This window comes from Frankia sp. CcWB3 (assembly GCF_977927595.1).
The window spans coordinates 1-11,973 of sequence record NZ_CDWRCK010000131.1 but is presented as its reverse complement, the minus strand read 5'-3'; the positions used below and the strand labels follow the sequence as shown (position 1 = coordinate 11,973).

General features: G+C 69.2%; 8 protein-coding genes and 1 pseudogene. 7 read left to right on the top strand and 2 right to left on the bottom strand.

The annotated features are described in order from the left end of the window. Positions 1–14: 14 nt before the first annotated feature. The 4 genes and pseudogenes from cas3 to cas2 all read left to right on the top strand — a co-directional run bounded on the left by cas3 (position 15) and on the right by cas2 (position 4,385). On the top strand, positions 15–2,711 hold the full coding sequence (gene cas3, locus ACY5KJ_RS11735) for a CRISPR-associated helicase Cas3' (RefSeq protein ID WP_462203358.1): 2,697 nt from the start codon (positions 15–17) through the stop codon (positions 2,709–2,711). Further along, entirely contained in the window at positions 2,711–3,205 is a 495-nt protein-coding gene (locus ACY5KJ_RS11730; RefSeq protein ID WP_462187531.1) for a CRISPR-associated protein Cas4, read from the top strand. The genes cas3 and ACY5KJ_RS11730 overlap by 1 nt, the downstream gene beginning before the upstream one ends. A gap of 4 nt (positions 3,206–3,209) precedes the next feature. Next, positions 3,210–4,117, top strand: a pseudogene (gene cas1 / locus ACY5KJ_RS11725) (CRISPR-associated endonuclease Cas1). Between the two features lie 4 nt (positions 4,118–4,121). After that, positions 4,122–4,385 carry a CRISPR-associated endonuclease Cas2 gene (cas2, locus tag ACY5KJ_RS11720; protein WP_462187530.1) on the top strand — a complete coding sequence of 88 codons (264 nt, stop codon included), beginning with the start codon at positions 4,122–4,124 and terminating at the stop codon, positions 4,383–4,385. Between the two features lie 234 nt (positions 4,386–4,619). Here cas2 and treY read toward each other — a convergent pair whose 3' ends face one another. Further along, the gene (treY, locus tag ACY5KJ_RS11715) at positions 4,620–7,067 is read right to left on the bottom strand and encodes a malto-oligosyltrehalose synthase (RefSeq protein WP_462187537.1); all 2,448 of its coding nucleotides are present in this window, start codon (positions 7,065–7,067) and stop codon (positions 4,620–4,622) included. A gap of 37 nt (positions 7,068–7,104) precedes the next feature. Next, positions 7,105–9,384 (bottom strand): glycogen debranching protein GlgX, encoded by a 2,280-nt coding sequence (gene glgX, locus ACY5KJ_RS11710; protein WP_462187529.1) that lies wholly within the window; start codon positions 9,382–9,384, stop codon positions 7,105–7,107. Between the two features lie 125 nt (positions 9,385–9,509). Between glgX and ACY5KJ_RS11705 the strand changes: the two genes are divergently transcribed. From ACY5KJ_RS11705 to ACY5KJ_RS11695, 3 genes are all read left to right on the top strand, one after another. Continuing rightward, a complete protein-coding gene (locus ACY5KJ_RS11705) occupies positions 9,510–9,944 on the top strand; it encodes an NfeD family protein (RefSeq protein ID WP_462187528.1) in 435 nt (144 codons plus the stop codon). 97 nt (positions 9,945–10,041) lie between these two features. After that, positions 10,042–10,986, top strand: a complete 945-nt coding sequence (locus tag ACY5KJ_RS11700; RefSeq protein WP_462187527.1) for an SPFH domain-containing protein — start codon at positions 10,042–10,044, stop codon at positions 10,984–10,986. A 320-nt stretch (positions 10,987–11,306) separates the two neighbouring features. Beyond that, on the top strand, positions 11,307–11,840 hold the full coding sequence (locus ACY5KJ_RS11695) for a DUF3145 domain-containing protein (protein ID WP_462187536.1): 534 nt from the start codon (positions 11,307–11,309) through the stop codon (positions 11,838–11,840). The last annotated feature ends 133 nt before the right edge of the window (positions 11,841–11,973 follow it).

Genomic DNA, 11,973 nt, shown 5'->3' with positions numbered 1-11,973 from the left:
GCCCAGGTGGAGCCGTGAGTGCGGTGTCCTCGGTGTCCTCAGGGCCATCGGACGGGCGCGATCGGTCGCTTGCCGAGCTGCTGGCCAAACCGCCGACCAATTTTCGGCCCGCCGGTGAGTCGCTGACCGAGCACCTGGCGGCCACGCTCGACGCCCTGCTCGCCATCCGACGGCGGCTGGGGACGTTGGACGTCCTGCCAGACCCGCTGCGGCGCCGGTTCTGGATGATCGCGGCCTGGGCGGCACTGCTGCATGACGCGGGCAAGATCGCGGACGGATTCCAGCGGATGATGGCGACCGGGATCGGCTGGGGGCACCGGCACGAGGTCCTCTCCCTCGGATTTCTCGACTGGCTGGTGGCGGATGCCGAGGACCGCCGCTGGGTGGCTGCGGGGGTCGCCACCCACCACCGTCCGCTGGAGGGAGGCGAAGGGAGGCCGTCACTGAGCCAGCTGTATCCGCGGTACTCGACCGTTGCCGATCTGGCCAGAGCACTGGGTCCCTACGACGAAGGTCGCACCGCCGACCTGGTTGCCTGGTTCTGGCAACGAGCCGAGGCGGCCGGGCTGACCGCCGCATCGCTCACCTCCGACGCGCCTGGCCTGTCCGACCAGCCTGGCGAGTCGGACCTGGTCGGCTGGTCCGATTTATCTGGCGTATCCGATATCACCGGCTTGTCGGCCGACGTCGATCCGACGGTCCTGGTCGAGCAGGCGCAGACCGTCCTTCATGAGCTGCTCGATACCTGGGTCGAGGGGCCGGTGCGCCGCCCGATGGGCCTCGCTGGTGTCCTTCTCCAGGGTGCGGTCACCATGGCCGACCATCTCTCCAGCGGGCATGGCTCGCTGCGCACCCACCAGCCGTTCGACGCCGGCTACCCAGCCAGGCTGACGGTCCGGCTGGCCGAGAAGGGCCAGAAGATCCGGGCGCATCAGGCGGCAGCCGGCCGGGTGCGGGGGCATCTACTGCTGCGGGCCTGGACGGGCAGCGGCAAGACCGAAGGCGGGCTGCTCTGGGCGGCGGCCCAGGTCGAGGACATCGTGGCCCGTGGCGGCGGGGTGCCGCGGCTGTTTTACACGCTGCCCTACCTTGCGTCGATCAATGCGATGACGGACCGCCTCGCGGACCGGGACCTGCGGGATCATGATGGCGCGGCAGCGGTCGGGGTCAGCCACTCCCGGGCAGCCTCCTACCACCTGGCCCGATCGCTCTGCGGAGATGACGAGACGCCGGCAGCTGGCGCGAGCGAGGTGGCGGTCCGGGATCGCGCGGCCGGGAAGGCGTTGGCCCGCGCCGAAGCCACCCGGCTGTTCCGGGAGCTGGTCCGGGTCGGAACGCCGTACCAACTGCTACGCGGGGTGCTCGCCGGCGCGGTGCACGCCAGCGTCCTGCTCGACAGCGCCAACTCAGTGTTCATCCTCGACGAGCTGCACGCCTACGACCCGAAGCGGCTCGGATACATTCTGGCGACCGCCGGTTTCTGGGCGGAGCTGGGCGGACGCGTCGCGGTGCTGTCCGCGACCGCACCGAACGCGCTGGTAAGGCTGGTCCGGGAAAGTCTCGTCCCGTCGAATTATCGGCAGGCCGGTCATCCGGGAGGCTCGGCGGGAAGTTCGGCGTCGGCCGACGCGCCCGGCACGCTCACGGTCGTCGAAGCCGACTACCGGTCGGCTCCTCATCGGCACCGCCTCCACCCGGTGGAAGGCCACCTCACCGACCCGCGAACGATCGCGCTCATCCGAGAACGGCTGGCCGCGAACCAGTCCGTGTTGGTCGTCGCGAACAACATCGCCGACGCCCAGACGCTGTATGAGGAACTGGCCGAGCACGCGCCGGTGAAGGCGTCCGCGAAGGCGGCGCCGGCAGGGGAACCGGCGGGGGAAGAGGACGGCGCGCCCGCCGCCTGGCTGCTGCATTCCCGGTTCCGGCGGGTCGACCGGGCGGCGATCGAAAACGCGGTGTACGGTCGATTCCGCGCCGATGCCCAGCCGGCGGACCAGCGGCCGGGGCTGGTCGTCGCCACGCAGGTCGTGGAGGTCTCCCTGGATGTCGACTTCGAGGTCCTGTTCACCTCGGGTGCTCCCTTGGATGCGCTGGCGCAACGATTCGGCCGGGTGAACCGGACTGGTGCCCGTCCCCCAGCCGACGTTTTCGTATGCCGGCCCGAGATGCGGTCACACCAGCGCGGGGGCAACGATCTATATGCCGATGGCGTCTACCCGCAGCAGCCGACGGAGGCGGCCTGGGCGGTGCTCGACGCCCATCGAGGTGAGGAGATCAGCGAGGCGGCGCTGGTCACCTGGCTCGACGGCATCTACGACTCGGAATGGGGGCAGGAGTGGGCCGAGGAGGTTCGGGGTTATCGCAGGGAATGGGCCACCACTTTTCTCGCCTGGGACAGCCCGTTCTTGGACCGCTCCTTGCTGGCGGAGACGTTTGACACGCTGTTCGACGGAGTTGAAGGGGTCCTTCTCCAGGACCGGGACGAATACGCCGCCCGGCTGAAGGGCGGGCAGACCCGTGGGCGTGGCCGGCTGCTCGCCGCGGATCTGCTCATCCCGCTGCCGTCGTATGCGCGGGGCCTCGGCCGATGGGATCGCGACCTTGATGTGCTGGTCGTCGACGGCGAGTACAGCGACACGCTCGGGCTGACCGCCATTCGGCCGCAGCGCCGGACGACGATCACCTACCAACTCGGCGAGCTGATCTGATGGAGGCCGAGGACGTGGGTGGCGTCCACATCAAGTACCTGCATCATTGCCGCCGTCAGCTATGGCTGTACTCACGTGGCGTGCGGCCGGAGCATCTCAGCGCCCGGGTGCTGCTGGGGGAAGCGGTCCACGACACCGCCTACGCACGGTTCCAGCCAGTGGATCTCGGCGCGGCGAAGCTCGACCATCTCGACGGCGATCTATGGGTCCACGAGGTCAAGTCGTCGCGGCGTCCCACCGCGGCCGACGAGGCGCAGGCTGTCCATTACTGCCACCGGCTCGTCGCGGTGGGTGTCGAGGCGCGTGGCGCCGTGTTGCACTACCGGCCGACCCGGCGCACGGTGCGGCTGCCGTTCGATGAGAGCCGGCGGGCAGCGGCGCTGGCCGACATCGACGACGTGCTCGCTGTCGTCGCGCAACCCGTTGCACCCGACCGTCTTGATCTTTCTCGCTGTACGGGATGCAGCTTCTTCGACTACTGCTGGACGGACTGATCCTGTGCCCGAAGCCGCCAGAACCTACTGGCTCACGTCTCCCTGCCGGATCCGGCGGAAGGAATCCACCCTCGCGATCGAGCGCGAGGACGGGACGAGAGTGCACGTCCCCGTCACCGATGTGCGGGACATCGTCGCGTGTGCTCCGGTGGACATCAACACTGCCGTACTCACCCTGCTGAACCAGCACGACATCGGCGTGCACCTGCTCAGCTACTACGGTGACTATGCCGGATCCGTCCTACCGGCCGAGGCGCACGTCTCCGGTCAGACGGTTCTCGCCCAGGCCAGGGCGGCCTCCACTCCCGAGGTGGCGATAACCATAGCCGCGGACCTCGTCCGAGCGACGGCGTTCAACGTGCGGCGGGTCGTCGACAGGTCCGCGTTACGCCGCCCGCTGGACAGCCTGGAGGCCGGGGTCGATCTTGCAGGGACGACTGCGCAGCTCATGGCGGCGGAGGGGAACTTCCGTCGAACCGCCTGGTCGATCATCGACACAAAACTGCCTGACTGGCTACGCCTCGACGGGCGCAGCCGCCGCCCGCCCGCGAACGCGGGGAATGCCTTCATCAGCTACGTGAACGGGATCATCTACGCCCGGGCACTGACCGCCATCAGGCTCACCCCGCTGCACAGCGGCATCGCCTTTCTTCACAGCTCGATGGAGCGCCATCGGCACTCCCTCGCCCTGGACCTGGCCGAGGTCCTCAAGCCGTTGTTCGCGGAGCGGCTGCTGCTTCGGTTGGCTGCACGGGAGCAACTCACTCCGGACCATTTCGAGGCGGAGGTGGGCAACGCCAGCCTGTCCGAGGCAGGCCGTCGTTTGACGAACTGATGTACCTCGAGGCACTCAAGCTGACGCGGACCTGCCTGGAGGGGCAGCTCTACCAGCCGTTCCGGATCTGGTGGTGACGCGGTGTTCGTGATCGTGGTCTACGACACGGCCGCGGAACGCAACAGCAAGCTGCTTACGATCTGCCGGCAGTACCTGCATCACGTCCAGCGCAGCGTCTTCGAGGGCAACCTCAGCCCAGCGCAACTCCTGCGCTTCCGCCGACGGATCGAGGGGGTTATTGATCACTCCTATGATCACGTCCTGGTCTACACCTTGCCGCCGGGCGCGGATGCCGTCCGCGAGAGCATCGGAGCGGGATGGGCGGCACCCAGCGACATCCTGTGACTCCGCTCATGCCTGTCAGATTGATCAACTGTCACCATTTGTGTCATGATCTCGTTTTGATGATGTTAGACCGGAGGTTCGCTGCAGAACGACCCCCGCCGCACCCCGGCGACACGCCGCTGGACCTGCGTGTTTATACCCGGGCGGTCCTCATGATCCCTACGAGGGATTGCAACAGGTTGATTGTTGCGGGCCTCGGGCCACCAGATGTTGGCAGGGGCCGGCCGTCGCGTGCTACGCGCGGACGAGCAGGCTTACCGGGAAGTCGCGTAGCAGCCGGAGCACGTAGGCGGTGCCGCCGTCGTGTTTGCGGCCGGTGAGCACGTCCGTCCAGCGTCCCTCGGGTAGGGGGATGGTGGTGTCCCGCCAGCCGCCGCCGCGGCGCAGGCCGAGGACGAGGCGGGGCACCACGGTGACGACGGACTCGGACCGGCTGAAGGCGACGACGTTCTCCGCGGCCGAGCCGGAGGCCCACAGCGGCCGGTAGATCGCGTCCGCCCCGAACCATTCGGGATGGTCGCGGCGGGTCCGTAGCGCCCGGGCGACGACGAGCAGCTTCGCCGCGCCGGAGTCGTCGAGGGTCGGCGGGCGACGCGGCGCACCGGTCTCGGCGGTCGACTCCACACCGATCTCGGCGAGCAGCTTGGTGCGATCACCGTAGTTGACCGCCCGCCGGTTGTCCGGATCGACGAGGGAGAGATCCCACAGCTCCTGGCCCTGGTAGACGTCCGCTATCCCGGGCATGGTCAGCTGGAGCAGCTTCTGGGCCAGCGAGTTCTGCCGGCCCAGCTCCACCAGCGTGGCGACATACCGCTCCAGGATGCCGACGAACTCGTCGTCCTCCAGCACCGACTCGATGTAGTTCGTCAGGGCCGCCTCGTAGCCGGGGTCCTGGTCGGTCCAGCTCGTGTGGGTCTTCGCCTCCCGGACGGCCTTGAGCATGTACTGCGTGGCCCGGTCGGCGGGCAGCGGCCAGGCGCCGACCAGGGTCTGCAGCAGGAAGTAGACGGTGACCCGGTCGGGCCAGCCCTGCTCGGTGTCGCGGTGGCGTTCCCCGAGCCGCACGAGCCGGCCGGCCACCTCGGCCCAGCCGCGGGGATCCTCGGACAGCACCGCGAGCCGGGCCCGCACATCCTCCGACCGCTTGGTGTCGTGCGTCGACAGGGTGGTCATCGTCAGTGGCCAGTTTCGCTGGACCGACAGGTTCGCCTCGTGGAACTCGGTGACGGCGCTGCGCGGGTGCCCGGTCGTGAACGCCGGGAAGCGGCCGGGGTTGCCGCCGACCTCGTTCAGCGCCAGCAGCCGGGCATACCGGTAGAAGGCGGTGTCCTCGATGCCCTTGGCCATCACCGGCCCGCAGGTCTGCTGGAACCGGACGACGAACTCGGCCGGTCCGCCCAGCGCCAGGTCCTCGATGAGGTCGACCTCGGTCGCCCGGCCCGGCAGGTGGGACCGGGCCTGCTCGCAGGCGCGGACCACATGCCCGCGGGCCTCCAGGCTCGGCGTGCCGTCCGGGCGGAGGTAGGCCCGGTAGACGTCGAAGGCGGCGAGGACCTCGCACATCGCCTCGTGCAGACCGGTTCGGGTGAGGTCGGCCCGGGCCTCCCGGGCCTCCCCGAGCGCGAGGCTCGTCAGCCGGTCCACCTCGGGCTGGAGCACGCCCGCGAGGACGTCGAGCTTGGCGGCCCGCGCCTCGGCCTCGTAGTCGGGGTCCGCGTGGGTGATCTCGCCGTAGAGCACCGCGAGGGGATGACCCGCCATCGGGTCGAGAAACAGCCGGGTCAGCCGGCCGATCCCCTCGTAGCCGGTGGTGCCGTCGCAGGCCCAGGTGTCCGGCAGCGCCTCGTCATCCTCCAGGATCTTCTCGACGACGGTCCACACCCCGCCGGTGGCCTCCGACAGCCGGCGCAGGTAGTCCTCCGGGTCTGCGAGCCCATCCGGATGGTCGATGCGCAGCCCGTCGAAGGTCCCCGCGCGGATCTGTTCGATGAGAAGCCGGTGCGTGGCGGCGAACACGTCCGGGTCCTCCTGGCGCAGCGCCGCCAGGGTCGTGATATCGAAGAACCGCCGGTAGTTCAGCTCGGTCGCGGCGACCCGCCACCAGCACAGCCGGTAGAACTGCGCGTCGAGGGTCGCGGCGACGTCGTCGGGGTCGGCGGTGCCCGCGGCGACGGGCAGCACGTGGTCGTAGTAGACGACGACCCACTCGCCGTCCTCGTCCTGTTCGACGGAGATCTCCCCGGCCGCCAGGCAGTCGGCGAGCCCGGCGCCCAGGATCGGCACCAGCACCCGGCCGGGGTTGTCGGGGGAGGCCCAGTCGATGTCGAACCAGCTGGCGTAGGGGGATTCGGGTCCCTCGCGCAGCACCGACCACCAGGCCGCGTTCGTCGTTTCCGGGGCGATCGCCATGTGGTTGGGGACGACGTCGACGATCAGGCCGAGTCCCGCCTTGCGGCACGCGGCGACGAGCCGGCGCAGCCCGCCGGTCCCCCCCAGCTCGGGATTGATCTGCCCGTGCTCGACGACGTCGTAGCCGTGGGCCGAGCCGGGCGCGGCCTCCAGCACGGGCGAGAGGTACAGGTGGGAGACGCCGAGCGTGGCCAGGTAGGGGACGACGACCGCCGCGTCGGTGAGCGAGAAGTCCAGGTTGAGCTGGAGCCGGTAGGTGGCGGTCGGTACCATCCGGTCGGCGCCGTACCCCCCGCCGGGATGCGCCGGGTCAGCTGACACGGCGCAGCACGACGGTCGAGCGGGCGTCGAGTTCGATGGGATCGCCGGCCTTCACGGCCCTTCCCATGCTCGCGGGATCGAGGGCCGAGTGGAGCAGCGCGGTGTCGCTGAGCCGGGCGTCGACCTCGGCCGTCGACGGGCGGGTGTCGACGACGATCTCCCACGAACTGCCGAAACTGGTCGCCGGCGTCTGGAACCCGACCGGTTCGTGGTGGGCGTTGAAGAACAGCAGGAACGAGTCGTCGATGATGGCCTGGCCCAGCGCGTCGGGGTCCGGTATCCCCTCACCGTTGAGGTAGACGCCGAGTGATCGCGCCGTCCCGGACTCCCAGTCGCTGTCGGACATCTCCGTGCCGTCCGGGCGAAGCCAGGCGATGTCCTTGACGGCGGGGTCGTCCTTGACGGCGGGGTCGTCGCCGGAGCGCCCGCCGCTGCCGTCCGCGTCCTGGCCGCCCGCCTGCCCGCCGGTGGCCGCCTCGGCCGCGCCGTGCATCGTGCCGCCCTGCCCGCGCAGCGACTTGCCCTGGAAGAACCGGCGGCGGCGGAAGATCGGATGATCATGGCGCAGTCTTGACAGCAGGCCGGTGAACTCGATCAGGTCGGCGTTGCGCTCGGCGTCCGACCAATCCAGCCAGGAGATCGGGTTGTCCTGGCAGTACGCGTTGTTGTTGCCCTGTTGGGTGCGTCCCATCTCGTCTCCGGCGACCAGCATCGGCACCCCCTGGGACAGCAACAGCGTCGTCAGCAGGTTACGGGTCTGCGCGGCGCGCAGGGACAGGACGGTCGGGTCGTCGGTGGGCCCTTCGACTCCGCAGTTCCACGACCGGTTGTCGTCGGAACCGTCCCGGTTGTCCTCGCCGTTGGCCTCGTTGTGTTTTTCGTTGTAGGAGACCAGGTCGTGCAGGGTGAACCCGTCGTGCGCGGTGATGAAGTTGATCGACGCCCACGGCTGGCGCCCGCTGTTCTCGTACAGGTCGCTCGATCCGGTCAGCCGGGAGGCGAACTCGGCGATCCCGTGGTCCTGCCCGCGCCAGAAGTCGCGGACGGTGTCGCGGTACTTACCATTCCACTCGGTCCACAGCGGGGGGAAGTTCCCCACCTGGTAACCGCCCTCGCCGAGGTCCCACGGTTCCGCGATCAGCTTGACCTGGGAGACCACCGGATCCTGCTGGACGAGGTCGAAGAACGATGACAGCCGGTCGACGTCGTAGAACTCCCGGGCCAGGGTCGCCGCGAGATCGAACCGGAACCCGTCGACGTGCATGTCGGTAACCCAGTAACGCAGCGAGTCCATGATCAGTTGTAGCACGTGCGGGTGTCGTACCCGCAGGCTGTTGCCGGTGCCCGTGTAGTCCATGTAGTACTGGGGTCGGTTGTCCACGAGCCGGTAGTAGGCGCTGTTGTCGATGCCGCGGAAGCACAGCATCGGACCCATGTGGTTGCCCTCGGCGGTGTGGTTGTAGACGACGTCGAGGATCACCTCGATCCCGGCCTCGTGCAGGTTCTTGACCATTCCCTTGAACTCCTGCACCTGGCGGCCGTGGCCGCCGGAGGCGGAGTAGCCGCTGTGCGGCGCCAGGAACGCGATGGAGTTGTAGCCCCAGTAGCTGCGCAGCCCGCGGCTGACCAGATGCTCGTCATGGACGAACTGGTGCACCGGCAGCAGCTCGATCGCGGTCACGCCGAGCTTGCGATAATAGTCGATCATCACCGGGTGGGCGACTCCCGCGTAGGTCCCGCGGTACTCCTCCGGCAGGCCGGGATGGTTCTTGGTCAGCCCCTGGACATGCGCCTCGTAGATCACCGACTCGTTGTAGGGCCGGCGTGGCGGGCGGTCCCCGTTCCAGTCGAAGAACGGGCTGATTACCACCGACTTCATCATGTGGGGGCCGGAGTCGGCGTCGTTGACGCTGTCGGGGTCGCCGAAGGTGTAGGGGAACACCGCCTGGTCCCAGGCGACCTCCCCGTCGACCGCCTTCGCGTACGGGTCGAGGAGGAGCTTGGTGGGGTTGCAGCGCAGCCCTCGGGCGGGGTCGTAGGACCCGTGGACCCGATAGCCGTAGCGCTGGCCCGGTCCCACGGTGGGAAGGTAGGCGTGCCAGACGAAGGCGTCCCGTTCCCGCAGGTCGATCCGCTCCTCGTTGCCCGCGTCGTCGAACAGGCACAGCTGGACCCGGTCGGCGACCTCGGAGAAGATCGCGAAATTCGTGCCCGATCCGTCGTACGTAGCGCCCAGGGGATAGGGGCTGCCGGGCCATACCTGTGACATACGACCGAAGCCTACGGGCCGAACGGTATTCGCGGGCCGAGGTCACTTCATTCCTGGTTTGCGGCGCCTGCGATCTTTGAAGATCCTTTGATCGCCCACTGAACTAGGCAGTCTATCATGGAGTCATGTCCGACGGGACGATCTGGATCGTCATCGCCGGCGCCTTGGTCGTCGGCGAACTGCTGACGCTGGACCTGACGCTGGCGATGTTCGCGCTGGCCGCGCTCATTGGGGCCGGTGTCGCGCTGCTCGGCGTCGATCTGGTCTGGCAGATCGTCGCCTTCGTGGTCGCGGCGGGTGGATTCGGGCTGGGACTGCGCCCGGTGGCGAAGCGTCAGCTGCAACGTACGCCGCCCCTGCTCACGGGTACCGACGCGCTCGTCGGAGAGCGCGCGATGGTGGTGGAGCGGGTCGACGGCGACGGGGGTCGCGTGAAGGTCAAGGGAGAGATCTGGTCGGCCCGGTCCTACCCCACCACCACCGTGCTCGAGGCCGGCAGCGAGGCGCGGGTGCTGCGCATCGATGGTGCCACTGCCATCGTCCACAGTTTCGAGCTCTGACGACCGGGGCCCCGGCGCCCCCGGCGATGCCAGTGGATGTGACAGCGCCGACATCGGGACGGTCGGCATCGAGGGGGCTGAAAGTGAGAGGTACGCCATGGCAGGAGTGATCGCCGCCGCGGTGATCGCGGCGGTCCTACTGATTTTTCTGGTCCGGGCGGTGCGCATCGTGCCGCAGGCGCGCGCGATGGTCATCGAACGGCTGGGCCGGTATCACCGCACGCTGACGCCGGGCCTCGCGATCCTGGTCCCAGTTGTCGACCGGGTCCGTGACCGCATCGACCTCCGGGAGCAGGTGGTCAGCTTCCCGCCGCAGCCGGTGATCACCGAGGACAACCTGGTGGTCGGGATCGACACGGTGATCTACTTCCAGGTCACTGACCCACGGGCGGCGACCTACGAGATCGCGGACGTGATCCGGGCGATCGAGCAGCTGACCGTCACCACGCTGCGCAACGTGATCGGTGGGATGAACCTGGAGGCGACCCTCACCTCGCGGGACCAGATCAACGGGCAGCTGCGCGGCGTGCTCGACGAGGCCACCGGAAGGTGGGGAATCCGGGTTAACCGGGTGGAGCTCAAGGCCATCGATCCGCCGAAGTCCATCCAGGACTCGATGGAGAAGCAGATGCGGGCCGAGCGGGACCGCCGGGCCGCGATCCTGACCGCGGAAGGCGTCAAGCAGAGCGAGATCCTGCGGGCCGAGGGGGAGAAGCAGGCCGCGATCCTGCGGGCCGAGGGGGAGCGGGAGGCGCAGATCCTCACCGCCCAGGGCGAGGCTCAGGCGATCGACACCGTCTTCCGAGCGATCCACGAGGGTAACGCGGACCAGAAACTGCTAGCCTACCAGTACCTGCAGACGTTGCCGCGGATCGCCCAGGGGCAGGCGAGCAAGTTGTGGATCGTGCCCAGCGAGCTGACCACCGCCCTCGGTGGCCTCGGTGGCCTGTTCGGCGGTGCGGACCAGGCGGACAAGACTGTCGGGGCCCGTCCCGCGCCCGCCGAGGGCCCGTCCGCGGGACCTCCGTCGGCCGGTTCGTAACCCCGGGTCTCCCGGCCCGGCGGCTCATCGGTCCTGCGCCCGTCGGCCCGTCGGCCGCCGGCTGTCGTCGCCTGATCTTTTCGGGTGACCTGTCTCCTTGGGCGACCCGCCTCCTCGGGTGACCTGCCCGATCGGCCCATTCCGAGCCCGTCACCAATGGTTGGTGCGGACAAAACTTCCCGCCATTTAGTGATACTTCAGGAGGAGGTAGGGCTAGTCCGCTGAGCCGGACCATGGGACGATTCACCCAGCCAAACGGGGGCGGGTCGACGGGCGCAGGGGAAGGCGTTCCTCGTCGACGGAGGTCCCGCGTGGTCGCAATGTCCCCGACAGCTCGTGAGCTGTCATCCGGCTCGTCGTCCTTCGCCGTGCCGGGCAAGCTGGCGGTTCTCGCCTGTCCGCCGGCGCTGTGCCCGCACCTGGAGTTCGCCGTGTCCGGCGTTCTGTCGTCGCCACTGTCGTTGACCTGGACGGCGCAGCCCGGTATGCCCGGATTCCTCTTCGCCGGGCTGGAGTGGCGGGCGTCGCCTGGTACCGCGGGGCGGGTGGCTGGCGCGCTGCGCCGGCTCGGGCACGTCACGTTCGAGACCGTCGAGGGACCCTCACCGGGGTGTGACGCCGAGCGGTACTCCTACACCCCCGATCTGGGGCTGCACCGCGCCGCGATCGCCGCGAACGGGGACGTTGTCGTGGGGGAGGCGGCGCTGCGGGCTCTGCTGGAACGGGGGGAGGCCCGGGAGGCGCTCTCCCGGGGCCTGCACCGGCTGCTCGGAACCGCCTGGGACGACGTGCTCGAACCACTGCGCCGGGGCGCCCACGGCGCCCCGATCACCTGGCTGCGCCGGACCGGGTAGCCGGGTGGGGCAGCCAGGTGACCGGGTACCGGCAGTGCCGACCGGCTGCCGCGGGAGAGCTGCTGGACGTCGGCCGGGCGGGCCGGCGGGGTGGACGAGGCTCCTGGGCTGCGGAAGATCAGGGCGGCAGCGT